This is a genomic window from Fibrobacter sp. UWCM, assembly GCF_900129735.1.
GTDB lineage: Bacteria > Fibrobacterota > Fibrobacteria > Fibrobacterales > Fibrobacteraceae > Fibrobacter.
Window position 1 is genome coordinate 39059 of sequence record NZ_FQWR01000010.1, and the last position, 20710, is coordinate 59768.

General features: G+C 55.5%; 21 protein-coding genes. 10 read left to right on the plus strand and 11 right to left on the minus strand.

All coding sequences use genetic code 11. The features are described from left to right. Positions 1–71: 71 nt before the first annotated feature. On the minus strand, positions 72–1112 hold the full coding sequence (locus BUB22_RS08265; RefSeq protein ID WP_073114721.1) for a Gfo/Idh/MocA family protein: 1041 nt from the start codon (positions 1110–1112) through the stop codon (positions 72–74). Then, complete coding sequence (locus BUB22_RS08270; protein WP_073114722.1) at positions 1109–1828, minus strand: 4'-phosphopantetheinyl transferase family protein; 720 nt, start codon at positions 1826–1828, stop codon at positions 1109–1111. The genes BUB22_RS08265 and BUB22_RS08270 overlap by 4 nt, the downstream gene beginning before the upstream one ends. Before the next feature lie 63 nt (positions 1829–1891). On the opposite strand from BUB22_RS08270, the gene ybaK reads away from it, so the two are divergent. Beyond that, positions 1892–2392 (plus strand): Cys-tRNA(Pro) deacylase, encoded by a 501-nt coding sequence (gene ybaK, locus BUB22_RS08275; protein ID WP_072808570.1) that lies wholly within the window; start codon positions 1892–1894, stop codon positions 2390–2392. A gap of 5 nt (positions 2393–2397) precedes the next feature. Here the strand turns inward: ybaK and BUB22_RS08280 are convergent, their stop codons facing one another. Next, positions 2398–3405 carry a glycoside hydrolase family 11 protein gene (locus BUB22_RS08280; RefSeq protein ID WP_073114723.1) on the minus strand — a complete coding sequence of 336 codons (1008 nt, stop codon included), beginning with the start codon at positions 3403–3405 and terminating at the stop codon, positions 2398–2400. Between the two features lie 127 nt (positions 3406–3532). Here BUB22_RS08280 and BUB22_RS08285 point away from each other — a divergent pair, with 127 nt between their 5' ends. After that, positions 3533–4507: a glycoside hydrolase family 16 protein gene (locus tag BUB22_RS08285; RefSeq protein WP_073114724.1), complete on the plus strand. Its 975-nt coding sequence runs from the start codon at positions 3533–3535 to the stop codon at positions 4505–4507. Positions 4508–4524: 17 nt separating this feature from the next. Here BUB22_RS08285 and BUB22_RS08290 read toward each other — a convergent pair whose 3' ends face one another. Both BUB22_RS08290 and BUB22_RS08295 read right to left on the minus strand, forming a co-directional pair. Next, positions 4525–5412: a hypothetical protein gene (locus tag BUB22_RS08290; RefSeq protein WP_139258869.1), complete on the minus strand. Its 888-nt coding sequence runs from the start codon at positions 5410–5412 to the stop codon at positions 4525–4527. Then, a complete protein-coding gene (locus tag BUB22_RS08295) occupies positions 5405–6265 on the minus strand; it encodes a TIGR02147 family protein (protein WP_073114726.1) in 861 nt (286 codons plus the stop codon). Before BUB22_RS08295 ends, BUB22_RS08290 begins: the two co-directional genes overlap by 8 nt. A 197-nt stretch (positions 6266–6462) precedes the next feature. Here BUB22_RS08295 and bioB point away from each other — a divergent pair, with 197 nt between their 5' ends. The 4 genes from bioB (at position 6463) to rph (ending at position 9913) form a co-directional block, all read left to right on the plus strand. Further along, positions 6463–7434, plus strand: a complete 972-nt coding sequence (gene bioB / locus BUB22_RS08300; RefSeq protein ID WP_073114782.1) for a biotin synthase BioB — start codon at positions 6463–6465, stop codon at positions 7432–7434. 51 nt (positions 7435–7485) lie between these two features. Continuing rightward, positions 7486–8169 carry a C40 family peptidase gene (locus BUB22_RS08305; RefSeq protein ID WP_073114727.1) on the plus strand — a complete coding sequence of 228 codons (684 nt, stop codon included), beginning with the start codon at positions 7486–7488 and terminating at the stop codon, positions 8167–8169. A 127-nt stretch (positions 8170–8296) separates the two neighbouring features. Then, a complete protein-coding gene (locus BUB22_RS08310; protein WP_073114728.1) occupies positions 8297–9148 on the plus strand; it encodes a prephenate dehydratase in 852 nt (283 codons plus the stop codon). 39 nt (positions 9149–9187) lie between these two features. Beyond that, complete coding sequence (rph, locus tag BUB22_RS08315) at positions 9188–9913, plus strand: ribonuclease PH (protein ID WP_072808586.1); 726 nt, start codon at positions 9188–9190, stop codon at positions 9911–9913. Between the two features lie 116 nt (positions 9914–10029). Here the strand turns inward: rph and hisH are convergent, their stop codons facing one another. From hisH to pgk, 4 genes are all read right to left on the minus strand, one after another. After that, positions 10030–10644: an imidazole glycerol phosphate synthase subunit HisH gene (hisH, locus tag BUB22_RS08320; RefSeq protein WP_073114729.1), complete on the minus strand. Its 615-nt coding sequence runs from the start codon at positions 10642–10644 to the stop codon at positions 10030–10032. A gap of 63 nt (positions 10645–10707) precedes the next feature. Continuing rightward, positions 10708–11061 carry a hypothetical protein gene (locus tag BUB22_RS08325; protein WP_073114730.1) on the minus strand — a complete coding sequence of 118 codons (354 nt, stop codon included), beginning with the start codon at positions 11059–11061 and terminating at the stop codon, positions 10708–10710. Between the two features lie 8 nt (positions 11062–11069). Further along, on the minus strand, positions 11070–14270 hold the full coding sequence (locus BUB22_RS08330; RefSeq protein WP_073114731.1) for a glycoside hydrolase family 9 protein: 3201 nt from the start codon (positions 14268–14270) through the stop codon (positions 11070–11072). 326 nt (positions 14271–14596) lie between these two features. After that, the gene (gene pgk / locus BUB22_RS08335; RefSeq protein ID WP_072808597.1) at positions 14597–15853 is read right to left on the minus strand and encodes a phosphoglycerate kinase; all 1257 of its coding nucleotides are present in this window, start codon (positions 15851–15853) and stop codon (positions 14597–14599) included. A 197-nt stretch (positions 15854–16050) separates the two neighbouring features. Between pgk and BUB22_RS08340 the strand changes: the two genes are divergently transcribed. Both BUB22_RS08340 and folB read left to right on the plus strand, forming a co-directional pair. Continuing rightward, positions 16051–17097 carry a hypothetical protein gene (locus BUB22_RS08340; RefSeq protein WP_073114732.1) on the plus strand — a complete coding sequence of 349 codons (1047 nt, stop codon included), beginning with the start codon at positions 16051–16053 and terminating at the stop codon, positions 17095–17097. Further along, entirely contained in the window at positions 17091–17456 is a 366-nt protein-coding gene (folB, locus tag BUB22_RS08345) for a dihydroneopterin aldolase (RefSeq protein WP_073114733.1), read from the plus strand. Before BUB22_RS08340 ends, folB begins: the two co-directional genes overlap by 7 nt. A 70-nt stretch (positions 17457–17526) precedes the next feature. On the opposite strand, the gene BUB22_RS08350 is transcribed toward folB, so the two are convergent. Both BUB22_RS08350 and BUB22_RS08355 read right to left on the minus strand, forming a co-directional pair. Beyond that, a complete protein-coding gene (locus tag BUB22_RS08350) occupies positions 17527–19053 on the minus strand; it encodes a YifB family Mg chelatase-like AAA ATPase (protein WP_073114734.1) in 1527 nt (508 codons plus the stop codon). Positions 19054–19062: 9 nt separating this feature from the next. After that, positions 19063–19398 (minus strand): SpoVG family protein, encoded by a 336-nt coding sequence (locus BUB22_RS08355; protein ID WP_254794687.1) that lies wholly within the window; start codon positions 19396–19398, stop codon positions 19063–19065. Between the two features lie 208 nt (positions 19399–19606). On the opposite strand from BUB22_RS08355, the gene BUB22_RS08360 reads away from it, so the two are divergent. Together BUB22_RS08360 and BUB22_RS08365 are read left to right on the plus strand one after the other, a co-directional pair. Next, complete coding sequence (locus BUB22_RS08360) at positions 19607–20140, plus strand: carbohydrate-binding family 9-like protein (protein WP_254794688.1); 534 nt, start codon at positions 19607–19609, stop codon at positions 20138–20140. Between the two features lie 16 nt (positions 20141–20156). Then, positions 20157–20708: a pseudouridine synthase gene (locus BUB22_RS08365; protein ID WP_073114736.1), complete on the plus strand. Its 552-nt coding sequence runs from the start codon at positions 20157–20159 to the stop codon at positions 20706–20708. Positions 20709–20710 lie beyond the last annotated feature (2 nt).

The window sequence follows — 20710 nt, forward strand, 5'->3', positions numbered from 1 at the left end:
ATTTTTTTTGCAAGCGCAAGATTCGTCCTTGTTATAAAAACGAAGCTATGCGAAGCAAATGGAAAAATTACTTATTGCCGAGAGGCGATTTTCACGCAGTCCGCCGCAATCCGAGCAATGCGCTTGCCCCAGTCACCGCAGGCTCCGTCCAAAAGCTTGAGGAAGAACCTGTGTTCGTTCTCGAGCGAATCCGGGATGTGGGCGATTTCGCCGTTGTCGAGATATCGCGCAAGGCTCACGGTGTAATCGGAGCCGGGAGAGCCTCCCTGCCGGCCATAACTCACGGAAATCGTGCGTACATCTACGTCGCTGTCGCGGTTCACGTAAAAATCCGCAGTCACGCCCTTGTAGGGCCCGCGCGCAACCTTCAAATACATCCTTGCCCTATCGCGGGATTCGGCAGATGTCTTGAACGAGATATCGACATCTTCATACCGGAACAGGGTGAAGAACAGCCCGAGATCGTGAACCAGCAAATCGAGGGAAACGTCTACATCGCGGCAGCGTTCAGAATACTTGTGCTCGCGCCGAAATTCCAGGCGCACGTTGCCCGCGGACAGTTTATCGCCAGCAACAAACATATCGCCGGCACCTAATTGTTTATCGCCGGCATCGTATTGTTTATCGCCCGCACCAAGACGCGCGTTCAGTTCCGCAAGGAAATGCTTGCGAAAGTTCAGGAAAATCGGATTGAAGCATTCCGACTGCGCGACAAACAGGAGCGTATCGTTTTTCGCAGCCAGGTCTACAAGTTCCTGCGCCTCCTCGCCGGAGGTGGCAAGCGGTTTTTCGACAAGCACGGGAATTTTACGCTCCAGGAAGAACTTCGCGTAGGCATAGTGCGTCGATGCCGGCGACGCGATTACCGCAAAGTCTGCGGGCAGCCCACCTGCAGTTTTAATGCCAGCAGACAACACGTCTGCAGTATTATCGACTGCCGCCCTGCACGTTAATTTATCTACAGTCCAATATGTTAATTTATCAGTAATCTCGTTAAATTCTTCCTGATTATCCGCAACAGCGATAAACTTCACACCGCACGCCTCAAAACGTGCGCGGTGCCGCTTGCCCATGGTGCCGTTCCCGACAAGGATTGCATTATACGGTTTCATCGCGCGACCTCATTGAACGGAGTATTTCCCGCAAGGTCAACATCTCGACAAAACACCTGATGTCCCTCGGGCATGCCCTTCAAGCAATACGCATGGCAGTAGCGGTCACCTTCCGTCAGCTGGCGGGCAGGCAGTTCAAAGAACCTGTATTCCGGTCGCGGGCCTTCGTGATCGAGCAATATGCCATCGGGCGTCACAGAAAGCGTGAACTTGTCCGGCGAGAGCGCCATCCCGCGCCCGGTCACCTTCATGTAGCATTCCTTCAGCGTCCAGAGCCGGCAAAAAGCAATATCCTGCGCATCGCCTTCCGGGAAGGAATGTATCCATGCGTTCTCGGATTCCTTAAAGAAGCGTTCCGCAAGGCGAGAACGCCCCGGACGCACGCGCTCCACGTCGCAACCCGCCTCGTAGGGCGAAATAACGCACATCACGCGCGTCTTGGAATGCGAGAGGTTGAAGTGCACCTCCGGCTCATCGCGAAAAGCGGGCTTCCCGTTCTCGCCGAGCACCACATGGGCGTCCGCGCCTTCAATCCCGAAATCGCGACAAGCGATACGCAACAGCAGGCCCACCCCAAGCGACTGCGCACGGCCACCCGGGAACTTGAAACGCATCGCCTTCTCGCGCCGGTACTCGGGCACCTCCCCGAGCAGCCTTTCAAAAACTGCGGGACTTTCCAGCGCCGAAATATCTGCCGTGTAGACGAGCGTATCCATACCGCGCAATATAGCAATTTAGGCCTATTGCACGCCATACCGCAAAGATTTATATTTTACCACATGGACATCAAGAAGACAAACGCGGCACGCATTCTCGACCGCCAGAAAATCAGTTACGAGCTCATCCCCTACAAGGTCGACGAGAACGACCTCGGCGCACAACACGTGGCAGACAGCCTCGGCGAAGACATCAACCAGGTTTTCAAAACCATCCTCGTTCACGGCGATAAGATCGGCTACCTCGTGTGCGTGGTGCCGGGCAACCTCGAAGTGGACCTGAAGGGCGCCGCCAAGGTCAGCGGCAACAAGAAAATCGACACCGTCCCGCTCAAGGACTTGACCCCGCTTACCGGCTACATCCGCGGCGGCTGTAGCCCGCTCGGCCTCAAGAAGAACTTCCCCATCTTTATTCACGAGACGGCGATGCAGTTCCCGTTCATCTACGTGAGTGCGGGCGAACGCGGCCTGCAACTGAAAATCGCACCCGCCGACCTCGTAAAGGCGACGCGCGCGACCGTCGGCGTGATTGCGAGAGTCCCGCCCGAAGCCCCGCAGGACTAGTTTCTTTACTTCACCGAGATGCTGCGGACGTTCCCGCCCTGCTTCACCAGGAAGATGCCGGAATGGAACCTGGCCTTGATTGCAGTAGTCAAGTCCGCATCGTTTTCAGTCTCGAAGGAACTGAGGAACTTGCCCTGGGCGTCGAATACGAGCGACGTATTGCTGCCGACAGTCACGGAGCGTATTCCCTGGAGAGCCGTGGTCGACGAACTGCTGACCTCAGGAGCAACAGAAGAACTCGACGGCATATCACTTTCGATATAGACCTTCGCATAGGGGAAATCATACTCGCCCCTGGCTTTTGCCCCTTCGGAGTTTCCCGCTTCGCCAAGAATCTTTGCCTCGTGCATCTTGCCCATCTTCATGCCGAGTTCTTCCCACTTCTTGAAGTGGGCCGTAATGTCGATGGTACCGCAGTCGCGCTTCGAAGTACGCACACTGAAATACTGCTTGAAGTACTTGTTGTCTCCATCGATGGAATAGGAGGTACGGTCGCCTTCGTAAACCGTATACTTCGCTCCATCAATGTCATAAACACCATGTTTCTTTGCTGAGGATCCCTGGGCCACCCAATCGCCAGGCATGTATTCACTGCCGGTGTTATCGACGATGTACCACTCCACCAGCGGTTCGCGGGTCCAGCCGTAAATACCGATATAGGAATACTGGATTCCCGAAAGATTGCTCTTGACCAACTTGAAATCCGCCTTCATGTGGCCAAGTTCGGCATGGGTCTTGTCGCTATTGAAAGAAAGCCCCGCGCGGCAAAGGTAGTCCTTGGCGCCGGTCATCTGGCAGTTGAAAGAGCCGTCGTCGTAGAACGTCGCGGAACCACCGTTGCCGCCTTCGTTCCAGAGTTCGTATCCGATACCGTTACTGAACGAACCCACATTGTTCGTGGAGACCTCCACCTTGGACCCGCTATGGGCGGCAGTGTTGCAGAAATCCTGCGCAAACGCATTTGCAGCCAGGGCACACGCGGCAACCAGGCCATACTTGAGAATAGCTTTCATATAAACATCCCTTTTTTCAAGAAATCTACTACAAAAACACGTTTTCGCAGGGAGCATTCACCGCGCCCGTTATTCCAATTTGGAGTATCCAGGGCACTGACGCAGGAATTTAGGCTATATTTAAAGAATGTTCCAAAAGTTCGCAGCGCCCCTTGTAATCGTCTCGGCAGCAAGTGCCGTCTTTTTCGCATGCTCCTCCGATTCGAGCAGTTCCGGCCCCGCAGAAGAACCGCCCGCGAGCAGCAGCGACAAGATTGCCACGAATTCTTCGAGTTCGCTTCGGCTCAGCTCAGCGAACTTATCATCCTCTTCAATAGATGTTTCCGTCTCCGCCGAGACATCCAGCAGCGACAAGGCCTCTGATAAGGTTGGTGAGCCTGCCGAACCTGCCGAAGTGTACCTCTGGCACGACGAATTCGACTCAATCGACACCACCACATGGACATTCGAGACAGGAGCAAGCGGCTGGGGCAACAACGAGTGGCAATACTACACCGCGCGCAGCGAGAACGCCTTCGCGCAAGACGGCATCCTCCACATCCGCGCGAACAAGGAAGATTACGAAGGCGCAAAATACACGTCGGCCCGTATGATAACCAAGGGCAAGTTCAGCTTCACCTACGGCACGGTAGAGGCCCGCATCGCGCTACCCGTAGGCAAGGGAATCTGGCCCGCATTTTGGATGCTCGGCGAAAACATCGACGCAGTCTCCTGGCCCGCTTGTGGCGAAATCGACATCATCGAGGCGGTAAACAGCGAGAACGTCGTCTACGGCACCAACCACTGGCAAGCCGGAGGGAACCAAGCCGACTACGGCAACAACACCAGGGATTACTACGGCACAAGCAAGGAACTCGACATCACGCAGTTCCACAACTACAAGATGGTCTGGAACGAAAAGCTCATCGCGATGTACGTCGACGATTTCAAGTACCAAGAAATCGCAATCGAGAACGCGAAGGACGGTCTGGAGGCATTCCACAAGCCGCAATTCTTCATATTGAACGTAGCCGTCGCAGGCAACTGGCCCGGATTCGAGGTAGACGATTCGCAGTTCCCGAACGAGATGCTCGTGGACTACATTCGCGTTTCGCAGCCGTAAAGCGCGCAACCCCGCGTCTACTCGGTCCACTCGTAATCTGTGTCAATCACCGGGCATTTCCCCGCACCCGGGTCGCGGTCCGCATAAATACGATTCTCGAAGGGCATGCGGTCCATTTCACCGCAGTAGATGAACACGAATCCAAATACCTGGCCCTGGGTACTCCTGCAATTGCTGTCGCGGATATCGAGAACCGTAAGCGTATCGCTTGCAACGCCCACAAGCATGTGCGCGATGGAGCCTTCCTGACCACGCACGTTGTACAGGTACGTTTCGCAGCTCGGGTCTTCTGCAGCCGCCTTCTTGGCCTGCGCGACAAGCTCCTTTGCCGATTCCGGGAACACGCTATTCAAAGCTTCGAGCCTGCCGCTCATCTTGTGCAGGCCGGGGCTGTTCAGTTCCGTCACAGCACCCTCAACCGGTTGAATTTCCGTATTCGAAGAATCATCCGGAGTCTGGGGCGGATTCAACGTACTGACGGATTTCGCGGAATACACAACCGCAGAGGCAATGACCGCCTTGTCGAACTGCGCATCCGACACCCCGTAGAAACTTGCATAGTCTTCAAGCCCTGTCGGATTCATGGCGGGCTCACCGGGGCTAACGGAAGAAGAACTGCTTTTCGGTTCCGGCAGCATGGACTCACTCGGCTTTTCCGACGAACTGGATGCCGGTTCATTTTCCGACGAACTTGACAACGGCTTATCTAGTTCCGAACTGGACAGGCGCTCTTCCGGTTCCAAGCAGGAACTGGAAGATTCCAGGGCCAATTCGTTCGGTTCTACGGCGGTACCAGCAAGCTTGTCGGAATCGGAACAACCGCAAACAAGCGCAATAGCAAGAACCGCAAGCGCAGACAAAGTAAAATGCAGGCGAACCGCCGAGAATCCAAAAGCCTTATTCATCGTCATTCTCCTTGTCGCTGCAGGCAACGGCTTCGCCTTCCTTGATGTTCTTCGTCAGCGGGAAAAGTTGCAGGTTCAGGCGGTAAACCTGCTCGATGTTCTTTTCTTCCGAAGCGAGCGCCACAATCCGGCGGAGGCATTCGTCAAGTTCCTTCACGATTCGCCCGTACAGTTCCCTGGATATGCCCATGGTAACGCCCGTGAAGTTGCGTTCATTCACGGGGAGTTCCAGCGCGGGTGTCGCGAGCTTGGACATCTGGCGGTGCATTCCGCGCAGGGCAAGCCTTGTGGCATCGGGCGTTCCGGTAATCGAACTTTCCGTCCGCAAGAAATTCTCGTCTTCGGTCTTCTTCAGGAGTCCCGACTTCGTGAGGAAATCGAGCGACTCGCGCACCTCGGCGGCACTCACGTCGGCATAGAACTTCTTCGCCATCTCGCCCGGTGTCGCGCCCGGCATCTGCGGGGCAAGTTCGCGCACCACCGGGTTCTGCCACGTCTCGTAAAACTTGAACAGGTCGCCTTCCAGCACGCGCACCTTGTGCACCTTCGCGATGGCGAGCATGTTGTTGTAGGCGGCGACCTTCTTCTCTTCGGATTCCACCTGGCCGTATTCCACCATCGCGCGGAAATATTCCATCTCGAACCCCACGAGGCCCATGGCAGCCCCCGTGCGTTCCACGCCAATCCTGCTGAGCTTGCTCTTGCCGTCGCAAACTACCTTCATGTACGAAGAAGAAGTGAAGCCCGCGATTTTCGAGAACTCACGCCACGAAAAGGCGGAGCAGCGCTTGCGCTCCTCGTAAAAATCCAGCATGTACTTGCGGAAATCGGAATATTCGACAATCGGTTTCATCACCCACAAATATACATTCCGCGACCATCAAAAGCAAGCGTTTCATAGAACAAAATCAAAGTTTTTATTAAAATTTAGTCATTTTTATAAAATTTTATCATATTTTCGCCACGTATTGAACATTTTGTTGCATATACGCACGGATGCACGACCCGCATTTTTCTACATTTGGCACCGACTGTTTCAAGGAGCACGCCATGTCTTTTGTCATCGACCTGAAGAACAAGGTTTTGCAAGGGTACGAAATCAACCGCGCAGAGGCTATCCAGCTGCTGGACGCCGACCTCGGCGAACTCACGCAGGCGGCAAATGAGATCCGCGAGAAGTTCCACGGAAACGATTTCGACTTTTGCTCCATCGTGAACGCCCGCAGCGGACGCTGCTCCGAAAACTGCAAGTATTGCGCACAAAGTAGTTACTACCACACAGGAGCACCCGAATACAAGCTGCTCAGCGCCGACGAAATCGTCAAGGACGCGAAGAAGAAAGAAGCCGCAGGCATCCCGCGCTATTCCATCGTCACATCGGGGCGCACGCTCTCGAACCGTGATGTCGAACAAATTAGCGAAGCCATCCGCAGACTCAAAAAAGAGACCAAACTTTCCGTATGCCTTTCGGCAGGCCTCCTGAACAGGGAACAGTTTGAGAAGCTCAAGGAGGCGGGCCTCACCCGCTTCCACAACAACCTGGAAACTTACCGCAGGCACTTCCCCGACGTGTGCACCACGCACACCTACGACGACAAGATAGCCACCTTGCATAACGCGCTTGCCGCAGGGCTCGAAATCTGCAGTGGCGGCATCATGGGGCTCGGCGAGACGATGGAAGACCGCATCGACATGTGCCTCGACCTGCGCGGGCTCGGCGTGAAATCCACTCCGGTGAACGTGCTGAACGCCATCCCCGGCACGCCCTACGAGAACCTCCCGAAACTCACGAACGACGAGTTCTGCCGCATCGTGGCAATCTACCGCTTCATCAACCCGAAGGCGTTCATCCGCCTCGCTGGCGGTCGCGGCGTACTGGGCGATGACGGCAAGCGCGCATTCCAGAGTGGTGCGAACGCGGCCATCACCGACGACATGCTCACTACCGCCGGTGTAAACAGCTGCAAGGACTTCGAACTCGTGAAGGGTCTCGGGTTCGAACCGCACGGATTCATCGGATAGGACAAGGGTTTGTAGCCCGAAGGGAGCGCGTTTTAATTACATTTCGTAGCGATGGTTTCGCTTTCGAAAATCGCAGGCTTGATGCTGGTCCCGATTTGTGCGGGGCTTGTGTGTTGCGCATTCCCCGAACGCACGGGTTACGACCGTAACATCGGCGACTACAAGCCGGTATCCACAGATGCGGGCGCGGCACAGGCAAGCAATACAAGCGAAGATGCGCCGGCAAAAAATGCGCAGGGAGACGCAAAGGCAGAACCCGCAAGAACTGCGGCAAGGAGCGATTCTAGCCAGCACAAGAACTCCGCGCAGAAAGTCCGCGACGCGGCGACCCGGAAAGAAGCGGCAAAGGCGGCGCCGAAACCCGAATCGAAGGGTTCGCTCGAAAAATACGCAAGCGGATGGATTGGCGCGAAATATGTGTATGGCGCCGCAAGCAAGAGCAAGACCGATTGTTCCGGATTCGTGATGCAGGTTTACAAGGGTTACTTCAACATAGCGCTAGACCACAATGCAGCAAGCATGTACAAGGACAGCCGCGGGTCAAGCGTGAGCCGTGGAAGCCTGCGCGAAGGCGACCTGGTGTTCTTCGGGAGTTTCTGGAAAATCGACCACGTGGGCATCTACCTTTCGGGAGACAGGTTCATACATGCAAGTTCCAGCAAGGGCGTGATGATATCGCCCATGAACGACAAGTACTGGAGCCACAAGTACCAGGGCGGGAGAAGGTTTAGGTAATTGATAGTTGTTAGTCATTAGTTAATAGTCAATAGTTTTAGTTTGGCACCTACGGTGCGATTATTACAACCAACAACTAACGACCAACAACCAATAACCAAATTCATTTTATTTTATCTTTTTACCTATGAAGAAAATCGCATTTCAGGGCCGTCGCGGGGCCTACAGCGAAAGCGCCGCATATCACTTGTTCGGAAACGATATCGAAGTTGTCCCGATGGACACGTTCGAGCAGATTTTCCAGGGCATCGAGACCGGCGCCGTGGATGGTGGGGCTATCCCTATCGAGAACTCCACCGCGGGTTCCATCTACGACAACTACGACCTGCTGTACAAGTGGCGCCACCCCATCGTGGGCGAAGTCAAACTCCAGATTTCGCATTCGCTCTGCGCGCTCCCCGGGGCAAAGCTTACTGACCTGAAGGAAGTGCTGAGCCACCCGCAGGGCCTTGCGCAATGCAGCCGATTCTTCGGGCGCAACCCGAAAATCAAGAGCACCGCGTTCTACGATACCGCAGGCAGTGCCGAAGAGGTTGCGAAGCGCGGCGATAAAACCGTAGGCGCGATTGCGAGCGCCTACGCCGGCAAGTTCTACGGCCTGGATATTTTGGCCGAAGGTATAGAGAACTTGCCGGGGGTGAACTTCACCCGGTTTTACGCCATCCAGAAGACGGCAAACCCGCTCCCGGAAGAAGGCACAATCAAGACAACGTTGTTGTTCATGTTGAGCGATTCCGGCAAGTCCGGCGCATTGCATGCCGCACTCGGGTGTTTCGCGAAGCGCGACCTGAACCTCACCCGCATCGAGAGCCGCCCGCATCCCGACCGCCCGTGGGAATACATATTCCACCTCTCCTTCGAGGGGAGCCCGAAGGACCCTGCCGTCATCGAGGCGCTCAAGGAACTGCAAAGCTACTGCGACTTCGTGTACCGTCTCGGGAGTTTCCGCGAAGGCACGACGGAGAAACTGAGTTATTAATTGATAATTGATGATGGATGATTGATAATTGGAGCAATTATGGCTTACGAACGTACTGACCGCAAATTCGACGAATACCGTAACCTAAAGATGACCACCGGCTTTATTTCGAGCGCCGACGGTTCCGTGCTCATCGAGATGGGACGCACCCGCGTCATCTGCAATGCGACCCTCCTGCCGAAAGTTCCCGACTGGCTCGCCGGCCGCGGTACCGGATGGATTACTGCCGAATACAGTCTGCTCCCGCAGAGCACGGGCAAGCGCGTGGAACGCGAACGCAAGGGCGCGAGCGGCCGTACGCAAGAAATCCAGCGCCTGGTGGGCCGCTCGCTGCGCGGCGCAGCCGACCTGGCAGCACTCGGCGAGAACGCAATCGTGGTCGACTGCGACGTGATCGAAGCCGACGGTGGCACGCGTACCGCGAGCATCATTGGCGGCTTCGTGGCCCTTGCCATTGCCCTCAAGAAAATCAAGGAACGCCTCGGTATCACGCAGCAGATTCTAAAGCACGGTATCACCGCAATCTCCGTGGGCGTCGTCTCGGGCAAGCCGCTCTGCGACCTGTGCTATGTGGAAGATTCCGCCGCCGACGTCGACATGAACGTCGTGATGCAAGATGCGAAGAATTTCATCGAGGTGCAGGGCACGGGCGAACACGCGAGCTTTGACCGCAACATGCTCAACACGCTCCTCGACCTCGGCGAGAACGCTTGCAAGGATATTTTCAAGAAGCAGATGGAACTTATCGGCGGCGAATTACCGTAAGATTTAGCGACCGCTCGTTCGTCGTCCCTGTTATCGAGACCTCCGGTTTCTCACTCGCTTTCACTACAAAGGCCCGTTTAACACGGGCCTTTTTCGTTCACGGGGCGACCGCTCTACTATACGTTCCAGTCGCAGAAATTCTTGAGCATCGCAAGACCCACGTCACCGCTCTTTTCCTGGTGGAACTGGCTTGCAATCAGGTTGTCCTTGCCGATGAGCCCCTGGAACGTCTGCGTGCCGTAAGTCGTTTCGGCAAACGCATATTCCGCAGGTACCACCGGGTGGTACGAATGCACGTAGTAAAAATCACAACCACTGCGGATGCCCTTCATAATCGGGTGCTCGCGGGTGAAGTTCACCTGGTTCCAGCCCATGTGCGGAATCTTGAGGCCGGGTTCGTCCTTGAAGCGAACCGCCTTGCCGGGGATTAGCCCGAGGGTCTTGACGCCACCGTCTTCCTCGCTCTCTTCGAGGATAATCTGACAGCCGATGCAAATGCCGAGCACCGGGTTCCCCGCCTTCACCACAGTCTTGATGGCATCGCCGATACCCGTGCGGGTAAGCGTTTCCATCGCAGAAGCGGCGGCACCCACACCCGGAAAAATCAGGCGAGTCGCCTTCGCGATTTCGTCCGCATCGCGGCTGGACTTCGCGTCTACCCCGATACGGGCAAGCGCGTTCATCACGGATGTCAAGTTACCGGCATTGTAGTCAACCACGATTACGGACATAGGGAATTCCTCTTGCTAAAGACCAAGCTCAAAGATAGAATTTTCGCAACGCAGGATGCCATCCTACTTTTCCAGAAAATCGAGCGCCTCGCCCGCAAGTTCCACGCAGCGGTTGCACGGGATGACCTTGTTCGGGCGGATTTCTTGGCACTTGGTAAAATTCTGAGCGCCGCGCTTAAAGAAATCCTCGATGGCATCGGCATGGTCGGGCTGCATCATTTTTGCTGCATAGAGCGCACCGCAGGCGCCGTTCGGAGCCTTGCCTCCACCGAATGCGCGGAACATCTCCGCCGCCTCAACGGCTTCCGCCTCGGACTTGCCCGTAGCGCGGGCATAACCGTAAGCCACCGACATCGCGCAGTTCCCGCGCTTGTCCGCATGGAATTTCTTCGAAATTTCGGAAATCTTCTCTGCCATATAGAACCTTATTTAACCCTGATGACCTTCGACGCAAGCAGCTTGTTGCCAGCCACGAGTCTCGCCACCAAAACACCGCGATGGAGGTTCTCGAGGTTCACCCGAGCCTGCGACCCTTCAAAACTCTGGGTCAGCAGCTGGTTGCCTAGCATGTCGAAAATCTTCAAGGTCTTGGTGCCCCGGGCGTTTGTCTGCATGTAGAGCGTGTTGCGGCTGAGCTGCATCTGGGTATCAAGTCTCTGTGCGACGCTCACAAAGCCGACGCGGTCGCTGGTGGTGTTGCCCGGGCCGTAACCCCACAGTAGCTTACCCTTGCCACGGACGACGATGTAGGGATTCTGAGGAGCTTCCTGAATATCGCCTTGATCCTTGTCCCAGTCAGGAGCGCCATCGTAGGCGGGAGCATCCTTGCTGGCCTCGTGGGCGACAAAGCTCCAGCCTTCCGTTACCTTGACCTTGGCGGGAGTGCGAAGTGTTTCGCATGTATTACCCTCCTTAATACCGGAAGATACGCCTACGTCCATTCGGATTCTAGTTCCAAGTCCGATACTTCCGACATAAATGGGTTGTACCCATGTGTACGTCTTTTTCTCTTCGTTGTAGGTGTCTTCAACCTTTTGAGGTCCATGGCTCCTCATATAGTTTCTTATTTCCGAATCGTTACTGCAAGCCTTGATGAATCCGGCCATATCGTAAGTTGCGCATAGGTCTTGATCGAATATGACCCCGCACGCATCCACATCTTCTTCGGTTGCGTCAAAGTAGATATAGGCCATAACGCTGTCAACGTCTTTTATGGTTTCATTGAAGATTTGAATGTTGAACATGTCCATGTCTGTCCACGTATAGTGATATGCCGTTGCATAGACCTCTTCAGAGAATGGATTGATTTCGCCGGTCTTGCAGTTATCGCACTTCTTTTCGTAGTAGTCGCTGCCGCCGTTGCTGACGATGGTGAGGGCCGACAGCAGCGTCGCAGAGGCGTCAAGGCAGGTTTCAGACAAATGATAATCTTCCCAACTCATTTTGCTTTCCGGAACCAACGAGCTTGAATCGCCAGGAACAGTCCCACCAAAAAGGGCTCCTACGGGGCAATTATATTTGTAGTTAAAACCCGGAGAGGTCTTGCCTTCGGGGTTAGAAGCACGGTGATGCGGGTGAGCGTCGTTCTTATCGCCAATGCCGTACACGAACGAAACGTCCCACGGATTCACGCCGAGCATGTAGTTCAGCTGGTTGATGCCGAGCTGGCGCATTTCACTTGCCTTGAGGCCCGTACTTGCCATAGCCGGGAGCGTGGCGCCCTGCTTTTCGATATCGGCGGCTACATCGGCGTATGCCAAAACTTCAAAGATGTTTCCCGCTTGATAACGGTTGAAATTCCATTTCTGGTCGGTAAGCATCGTGTACCAGATGGGGTTGTACTTTACCGTATTGCCTTTGAAGGCGACGCCACCTGCCGGAAGCACAACCGATTCGCTCCCGATGTTTCCGCTTACATCACTGAGGTTCGCAATCATGTCGGCAAGGCAGTCTTCAATGGCCGCGAGGCGTTCAGCTTCGGTAAGACCGTATTCAGATGTTGCCTTGGTCTTGTCGGCAAGAATCAACTTGTACAAAGCGTACAGCGCGAAACTATGGGCGTTCGCCCAGTTGGTGTTCTTTGGGTTTTTAAGCATGCCACCCGCATCGGCAGCGAACCAACCACCACCAAAGAAGCCTGCGCCGTCACGGATCTGTTGACTTGCAAACAGTTCCGTCGTGCGGATCATGTCGTCGGCGTAATCTTTTTTGCCTGTAGCGTACAGGAGCGCCACCGAAGCGAGCGCCAAGTCGTCGGTAAACTCATTGTTGCCGTTATAGGCGGGAGAACTGAAGGTAGTCTTGTTGTTCTTGAAAGTCTTGCCTTGGGCCAAATCCTTGGCAAAGGCGTACATCTTTTCGGCAACCACCAAGCAACTGTCTGCAAATTTCTTGTCGTACTTGGCGTAGTCCTTGGAAAGAATTGCAAGGCCTGCTGCGATGTCACTGGAAATGTTGGCGCCGAGTTCTCCGAGTCGCACGATTCTGGCTGCGGGACCACCACGGTCTGTGGCAACGGAAGAATTGTCTGTCGGGAGATAATCCTGAGCTTCGGGGCGTCCCCACCAGCCGTGATCACTACCGAAGCTGCCCACAGAAACAGGCATGTCGTCAACGACGCCCTTGGCGAATTCGTACGCTTTCAAGAAGAAGTCAGCACCATGCTTGGCCTCGCGCAAGACATCGGGCACGCCGTCGGTCTTCACGAATTCACCCTGGTTGTAATCGTAGTGGTCCACGTCTTTACCGGGGTTGGTGGCATGCATCACGGCAAGGGTCATGAAGGCGTACGCCATGGTCTGCGATTCCTTCAGGTGGTCACCACAGTCATACCAACCGCCTGCCAAAGAACCTGCCCTAGATGCGTCAAAGGAAGAGGTAGTATCTCCTGCCGTAGTAATCGCGCCACCGCCGTCTTTGGTATGGCTCGGTCCGTGGAACCAGGACTCGGAGTTTCCGCTGCGCTGGATGCCGAAGAACTTGAGCGTGGCATCCTTTGCCATGGTGTAAACGTCGTCGCTCACAATGAAGGTGCTAGAGATTTCGTCACCGACCTTGATGCGCAGGCGCTTTTCGGTAGGTACGTTCTGCGGGATGTTTCCAACCTGGACAATGCCGGAAGGACCAGTGAATTCAACTTTGTAGCGCTGTTGATCATTTGTTGTTGCGTTTGTGCCGGCAACAATGGTCCAGTTGCTCGCCGTTTCGGTGGTGGTCGTGGTAAAGAGACCGGTCACCTTAGTGCTGAGCGACTTTCCGTCGGCATCCACAATTTCAAAGTCCTTGGCCGCACCCACAAAGTAGAACTGGCGAACTTTGTCGCTCTTGAGGTAGCCCGCCTGGTTCACGCGGATCGGCGAAATCTTGGTGTTGATGGCATCAAAGTAGGCCTGGTCCAGGGTGTCGGGCATCATCGCCCCCGCCTTAAAACTTGCAGGCGTTGCGGGAATATTCAGAACGCCAATCTTCTTGGTGACCGTCGTGTCAAAATTCTCGAACACTTTCGCGTCCCAGCTCAAGGGCCAGGTCGGGCGAATCAGGTCGTAAGGCGTGGTAGCGGCCATTGCCGTAGAGGCCGAAATGGCGGCCAGGGTAGAAATTGCGGTTAGTACCCCAAAATTCTTCATAATCTTCCTCCTTATCGGATAAAATAAATATAATACACCGCACCCCCATTTGCAAACAAATCAAACGCAAAAGTTTGGTAAAAACGCCCACCCCCAGCAACACACACTTAAAACAGGACAAACGAAGCAAAATAAATCGTAAAAAAAGACCCTGCAAAAAGCAGAGTCTTTATAAAAAGCAGGAATTTGCGCAAGCGCAAAAAAAGCCTTTAATTAATAAACTGTAATTCGTCTAGAAACGAGCAAGACAAGAAACGCGAGCCGAAGCTGTATAAGACATACAGCGAGAGCTCGCGTGACGCAGTATTGCGAAGTTTATCGACGAATTACTTATCCGTGAGGAATGCGACGCCCGGCAGCACCTTTCCTTCCAGCAGTTCGAGGGAAGCGCCACCACCCGTAGAGGTGTGGGTCACCTTCTTGTCGGCGCCGTACTTCTTGGCAGCCGTAGCGGTATCGCCACCACCGATCACGGTGATTGCGCCGGCAGCGGTAGCTTCGACGATAGCGTCGGCCATAGCCTTGGTAGCCTTTTCGAAGGCTTCGAATTCGAACACGCCTGCAGGGCCGTTCCAGACGATGGTCTTTGCAGACTTGATAGCGTTCACGAAGAGCTTGGTGGATTCGGCGCCCACATCGAGGCCCATCCAGCCAGCCGGAATGCCTTCGGCGTCAGTGACAGCCTTCGTGGCGGCATCGGCAGCGAACTTGTCGGCAGCGATGTAGTCAACCGGGAGGATGATTTCCTTGCCGGCAGCCTTGGCCTTGGCCATCAGATCCGGAACGAGCTTGGCACCTTCTTCGTCAAACAGAGAAGAACCGATTTCGATGTTGTTCAGAACCTTCTTGAAGGTGAAAGCCATGCCACCGCCGATGATGATCTTGTCGGCCTTGTCGAGGAGGTTGTTGATGAGCTGGATCTTGTCGGCGACCTTGGCACCGCCGAGGATGGCGAGGAACGGACGCGGAGGATTGTTGAGCACCTGGTCGAATGCCTTGAGTTCCTTGTTCATGAGGAAACCGGCAGCGCGCTGCGGAAGTTCAACACCAGTCATGGAGGAGTGGTCGCGGTGAGCGGTACCGAAAGCGTCGTTCACGTAGACGTCAGCGAGCTTGGTGAGGCTTGCGCGGAAGGCCTTCACGGCTTCCTTGTCGGCCTTTTCCTTAGTTTCGGTGCCATCGGCGTTCTTGATCTTCCTCTTGCCTTCTTCTTCGATGTGGAAGCGGAGGTTTTCGAGGAGGATGATTTCACCCGGCTTGATAGCGGCGCAGGCAGCTTCAACTTCCGGACCCACGCAGTCGGAGAGGAACTTCACCGGCTTCTTGATGAGTTCTTCGAGCTTCTTGGCAACCGGAGCGAGGGTGTACTTCATGTTCTTTTCGCCATTCGGACGGCCCAGGTGGGAAGCGAGCACGACGGCTGCACCGTGATCGAGAGCGTACTGGATGGTCGGGAGGGCGGCTTCGATACGCTTGGTGTTGGTGATTTCGCCAGTCACCTTGTCCTGCGGAACGTTGAAGTCGACACGGATGAACACGCGCTTGCCGGCGAGTTCGAGATCTTCGATAGAGAGCTTTGCCATTATGGATTCCTCTTTTAGGGTTAAAATTTACGGGCTAAAAAGTAGAATTTTTCGTGCCGAAATACCATATAAATGGCAAGAAAGATTGTTCTACATCATAAAATGGGGTTAAAAGCCTCAAAAAAACTTATTTTTTATAACATCTCCCCTTTTTTTTATATATTTCGTTGAAAAGCAATTCCGTATTGGAGTACAAAATGAAGCGTTTCTTAGTGGCATTCTGCCTTTCCATTGCAACGGCTTTCGCCGGCTCTTACGATATTGAAGAATTTACCGCAACCGACGCCGGCACGCCCGACGAATACATCACCGCCGAATTCGGTGGCCAGCTGAAGACCGCTCCGGCAGACGAGGTCAGTTCCCTCCAGGACGGTCGCCTGGTTGTCCGCCAGAAGTTCACCGACCCGTTCGGCGAGACCCCCACAGCCTACCAGCTCTACCAGGGTGGCAAGGGCGACCTCTCCGGACTCGTGGCCCTGACTGCAGAAGGTGTCGATTATTCCAAGCTAGTCACGACCCGTATCTACGCCCGCAGGGGCATGCCTATCGAGGAAGACGTCGAAAAGGTCTATTTCGACGGCAAGGCCGTGTATGTTCCCGGTCTATCTTCCGCTATTGCATTCGTTGACGGCAGCATGGTGCAGTTGAAGGGCGACGAATCGGCAGCACCCGCCGAAGAAGAAGCACCTGCACCCGAAGTCGCCTCCAGCGAAGAGGAAGAATGCGACGAGTACGATCCGGACTGCGAGGACGAGGAAGAAGACGAAGATATCGACGTCAAGGGCGACCTCGACGAATCCAACTCCCGCGCCGATGAACGCGACTACGCTATCAGCGACGCTTCCGAAAATGCGACCGACCGTTTCGGTATTGCTGACGAAGTCCGCTTCTGGACTGCCGTGGGCCTTTCCGCCCTCGCCGTTACCGGCGCCGTTATCGGCGTGATGCAGCAGATGGAAGCCAACAAGGCCAAGGATGCCTACGACGACCTCGACGAAGTCCATTCCGGTATCATGGCCGGCATCACGAGCGCCTGTGCGGCCGACAAGGAACCCGCGGCCTGTGAAGTGGCAATGAAACAGTACGCCACCTACAACACGACCGAAAAGTACACCCTTGCCGACCTCGAAGCCCGCATGGACACCAACAAGAAGACCCAGGATTCCTACACCTTCGCCCGCAACCTCTGGTTCGGCGTGACGGCGGTATCCCTGACTGCAGCCATCGTGCTCTTCGTATGGTAGTCGAAACCGGCAAAATTTCGCTAAAAGACCTGACGTTCGATTGCATTATCGGAACGCTCCCTTTCGAGAGAGAAAAGGAGCAGCCGATTGTATTGAACATTTCCATCTGGCTTGACTTTACGCAGGCCGCCCGTAACGACGACCTGGTGCATTCCATTGACTACGCCCAGCTCTCCGACAACCTCAAGGAGTTCATCCGGGGAGCGAAGTTCCAGCTCGAAGAGACCCTCGTGCTGGAAACGGCGAAGTACATCCTGGGGAACTACCCCAAGGCACAGGCGGCCGAAGTGCGGGTAAGCAAACCGAGAGCCATCCCGAATTGCGCAGGCGCCGAATCCAGCATCCGCATCCGCCGGTAAGGTTCCGCGCTCAAAGCGCCACCCAAGTTCTAGAAAAGAGGCCGCAACGACGCGGCTTTTTTTTTGACAGTCAGTTGATTGTCCTGTAACGCAGGGCCTCCGAAATGTCCACAACTTCCACATTCGGCGCCTCCCGCATATCCGCAATGGTGCGCGAGACCTTCAGCATGCGGTAGAACCCGCGGGCACTCAGGTTCATCCTGTCGGCGGCAGAAACCGCAAAGCGTTCCACTTCGGGCGACATGCCCGCAAACTTTTTCGCGCATTCCGACGACATCTCCGCATTGGACTTGAACGGCAGGTCCTTAAACCTCTGGCGCTGGATGGCACGTGCCGCACAGACCCGCTTGCGGATTTCGGCGGAACTTTCGCACTTGCGGTTATCCACGAGTGCACCCGCCTCCATGGGCGGCACGCTCACCTGGATGTCGATGCGGTCCAATAGCGGGCCCGAAATCTTTTCGCGGTAACGCTTGCGCGCATCGGGCAGGCACGTGCACACGCGCTTCGGGTCCATCGCAAACCCGCAGGGGCACGGGTTCATCGCAGAGCCCATCATGAAGCGCGCGGGCCACACCACGGTCCCGCTCGCACGGCTTACCGAAATGAAGCCATCTTCCATCGGTTCACGGAGAGCCTCTAGAACAGTCCGGTTGAATTCCGGGAGTTCATCCAGAAAGAGCACGCCGTTGTGCGCGAGGCTCGCCTCGCCCGGCAACAGCCGGGCACCGCCGCCCACCAGCGATACCATCGAGGCGCTGTGGTGGGGCGTGCGGAACGGGCGAACGACCACCGGCCTGAATTCCGCGGAGTCGCCCGAGCGGCGAGCGCACGAATGTATGCGGGTCGTTTCCAGCACTTCCTCGTCAGTCATATCAGGCAAGATTCCCGGCAGGCAGCGCGCACACAGCGTTTTGCCGGCGCCCGGGGAACCCACGAGCAAAAAGTTATGCGCCCCCGACGCTGCCACCTCGAGTGCGCGCTTCACGCCTTCCATGCCAACCACGTTCTTGAAGTCGGGAACCTCAAGGGAAGGGGGCTGGGGCCTCGTTTGTATGCCGGACGCGATTGATGGTTTCGAGCCCCCGCCCCCTTCTAGAAATTCTACGCATTCCCTCAGGGAATCCGCACAAACGTAATGAAGACCTTCCACCAGCGAAGCCTCGGAAGCATTCGCCCGGGGAATCACCAGGATGTTCTCGCTATCCCGCGGTAAACCCATCGCGATGGACAAAACCCCTCTCACTGGCTTCAACAATCCATCCAGCGAAAGTTCACCGACAAAGACATAGCGCTCCACCTCCTCTACATTTATCTCTCCTGTAGAAACGAGCATCCCGATAGCCAGTGGAAGGTCTAGTGCACTCCCCTCCTTCCGCAAATCCGCTGGCGACAGGTTTACCGTAGTACGGAAACCCGTCACCACCTTCCCGATGGAACGTATCGCCGAAACGACGCGCTCTCGGGATTCCCTCACCGCATTGTCCGGGAGGCCGACCAGAGTAAACCCAGGCAAGCCCTGCGAGGCGTCAACCTCAACACTCACAGGGACGGCCTTTATACCAAACAAGCAGTAAGAACGGATCCTGCGGAACATTTGCACCTACTAAGCTACAGCAGCCTGGTACTTTTCCAGGATGCAATTTTCAATGTGCTCACGCAGCTGGCGTGTAATCGGATTGCAGATGGACTTGAAGTCCTCGCCCTTGTAGAACGGGTCGAGCGGGTAGCTCACGAAGAGCCCGTTCACGCCATCCATCACGCGGAGCCCGCGAATCACCATCTGGTCGTTCAGCACAATCTGCGCGAGCCCCTTCAGATGCCCGAGGCTCGGGCCTTCCTTGAACGGGAACACCTGCACCTGCGTTACCGCAAGGCAGTCGAAAGCGGGATCCACCTTCTGCTGGGCAGCATTGCCTGCTGCATTCGTATTTTCTGCCATATTATGGCCTCCTATATTTTGTGTTAAACCGCCTCCACGGCAACCCATTTGCCGCTTCCGACGGGCACCCCTATAGTTGCAATTTCCGTGCCAATTTTAAAATGCCGTTTTTCGCAAAAATTCGCCATATCGCGACACCCCTACCTAGTGATTAATCGATTAAATCACTGATTTATCTATTTTAATCACTATGCTATTAAAACCGAATATGAACTGGAAAGCGAACCAGGGAATCCAGACCCCGACCGTGATGGCGAACGTCTCGGAAGAACGTGAATTTGTACAGATTGACTTCTACGTCGAGGAACCGCTCGACTGCTTCAGGGCCGAAGTCATGGAAGACGGCGGCCACAGCTGGGAAGATTCCTGCGTCGAGGTGTTCCTGCAGAACCCCGCAAACGCAGAAGAGTACTTCAACTTCGAGGTCACGAGCCGCGGGGCCCTGCTTGCCGCACGCGGAAAAGGGCGCGAGAACCGTACCGTACTCAGTGAGGTGGCACTCTCGCAAATCGCGCGTACCAAGCAACTCGCGAGCATCATCGGGGAATTTATAAGCTGGGGCATAAGCCTGCGCATCCCGGCGAGCATATTCGGGCTCGACGCCTTCGAGGGCGGTCACCTGCGGGGGAACCTGTACAAGTGCGCCGACAAGGCGAAGACCCCGCACTACCTGAGCGCCTTCCCCATCGATACCGAGAAGCCGGACTTCCACCGCCCGGAATTCTTCCAGGAACTTGCATAGGCATTCCGGGTAAGACATGTCTACCGTAATCCTCTTCAACAAACCGTTCGGCGTACTGAGCCAGTTCACGCCCGAATCGGGCCACCCGGCGCTCAATACATTCGCCTTCCCGCCGGGAGTGTACGCGGCAGGCAGGCTCGACCATGACAGCGAAGGCGCATTGCTCCTTACGGACAACGGGAAACTCATCAAGAAGTTGCTGGACCCGCAATTCGAGCACCCGCGCACCTACCTGGCGCAGGTCGACGGGCAGATTACCGAAGAGGCCGTGCAGCGGCTCGCAAAAGGTGTGGACATCAAGGGATACCGCACCAAGCCCTGCAAGGCAGAGATTGCCGAAGAGCCCGATTGGCTTTGGCCGCGCAACCCTCCGGTGCGGTTCCGCGCGAACATACCCACAAGCTGGGTGCGGCTCACCCTTATAGAAGGCAAGAACCGGCAGGTGCGCCACATGACTGCCGCGGTCGGGTTCCCCACGCTACGGCTCATCCGCATACAAATAGGAAACATCCCGCTGGGCGATTTGAAGCCCGGCGAGTGGAAAACGGTTACCGATAGGGTAATTTGATT

What these genes read in the sequence shown, in the direction of transcription:
- bioB (WP_073114782.1), top strand. Translation starts at nt 6,463, where the DNA reads ATGTCTTTTGTCATCGACCTGAAGAACAAGGTTTTGCAAGGGTACGAA.
- BUB22_RS08365 (WP_073114736.1), top strand. Translation starts at nt 20,157, where the DNA reads ATGTCTACCGTAATCCTCTTCAACAAACCGTTCGGCGTACTGAGCCAG.
- ybaK (WP_072808570.1), top strand. Translation starts at nt 1,892, where the DNA reads ATGGACATCAAGAAGACAAACGCGGCACGCATTCTCGACCGCCAGAAA.
- pgk (WP_072808597.1), bottom strand. Translation starts at nt 15,853, where the DNA reads ATGGCAAAGCTCTCTATCGAAGATCTCGAACTCGCCGGCAAGCGCGTG.
- BUB22_RS08310 (WP_073114728.1), top strand. Translation starts at nt 8,297, where the DNA reads ATGAAGAAAATCGCATTTCAGGGCCGTCGCGGGGCCTACAGCGAAAGC.
- rph (WP_072808586.1), top strand. Translation starts at nt 9,188, where the DNA reads ATGGCTTACGAACGTACTGACCGCAAATTCGACGAATACCGTAACCTA.
- BUB22_RS08270 (WP_073114722.1), bottom strand. Translation starts at nt 1,828, where the DNA reads ATGGATACGCTCGTCTACACGGCAGATATTTCGGCGCTGGAAAGTCCC.
- BUB22_RS08285 (WP_073114724.1), top strand. Translation starts at nt 3,533, where the DNA reads ATGTTCCAAAAGTTCGCAGCGCCCCTTGTAATCGTCTCGGCAGCAAGT.
- BUB22_RS08265 (WP_073114721.1), bottom strand. Translation starts at nt 1,112, where the DNA reads ATGAAACCGTATAATGCAATCCTTGTCGGGAACGGCACCATGGGCAAG.
- BUB22_RS08295 (WP_073114726.1), bottom strand. Translation starts at nt 6,265, where the DNA reads ATGAAACCGATTGTCGAATATTCCGATTTCCGCAAGTACATGCTGGAT.
- BUB22_RS08360 (WP_254794688.1), top strand. Translation starts at nt 19,607, where the DNA reads ATGAACTGGAAAGCGAACCAGGGAATCCAGACCCCGACCGTGATGGCG.
- BUB22_RS08280 (WP_073114723.1), bottom strand. Translation starts at nt 3,405, where the DNA reads ATGAAAGCTATTCTCAAGTATGGCCTGGTTGCCGCGTGTGCCCTGGCT.
- folB (WP_073114733.1), top strand. Translation starts at nt 17,091, where the DNA reads ATGGTAGTCGAAACCGGCAAAATTTCGCTAAAAGACCTGACGTTCGAT.
- BUB22_RS08305 (WP_073114727.1), top strand. Translation starts at nt 7,486, where the DNA reads ATGGTTTCGCTTTCGAAAATCGCAGGCTTGATGCTGGTCCCGATTTGT.
- BUB22_RS08340 (WP_073114732.1), top strand. Translation starts at nt 16,051, where the DNA reads ATGAAGCGTTTCTTAGTGGCATTCTGCCTTTCCATTGCAACGGCTTTC.
- hisH (WP_073114729.1), bottom strand. Translation starts at nt 10,644, where the DNA reads ATGTCCGTAATCGTGGTTGACTACAATGCCGGTAACTTGACATCCGTG.
- BUB22_RS08325 (WP_073114730.1), bottom strand. Translation starts at nt 11,061, where the DNA reads ATGGCAGAGAAGATTTCCGAAATTTCGAAGAAATTCCATGCGGACAAG.
- BUB22_RS08355 (WP_254794687.1), bottom strand. Translation starts at nt 19,398, where the DNA reads ATGGCAGAAAATACGAATGCAGCAGGCAATGCTGCCCAGCAGAAGGTG.
- BUB22_RS08330 (WP_073114731.1), bottom strand. Translation starts at nt 14,270, where the DNA reads ATGAAGAATTTTGGGGTACTAACCGCAATTTCTACCCTGGCCGCCATT.
- BUB22_RS08350 (WP_073114734.1), bottom strand. Translation starts at nt 19,053, where the DNA reads ATGTTCCGCAGGATCCGTTCTTACTGCTTGTTTGGTATAAAGGCCGTC.
- BUB22_RS08290 (WP_139258869.1), bottom strand. Translation starts at nt 5,412, where the DNA reads ATGAATAAGGCTTTTGGATTCTCGGCGGTTCGCCTGCATTTTACTTTG.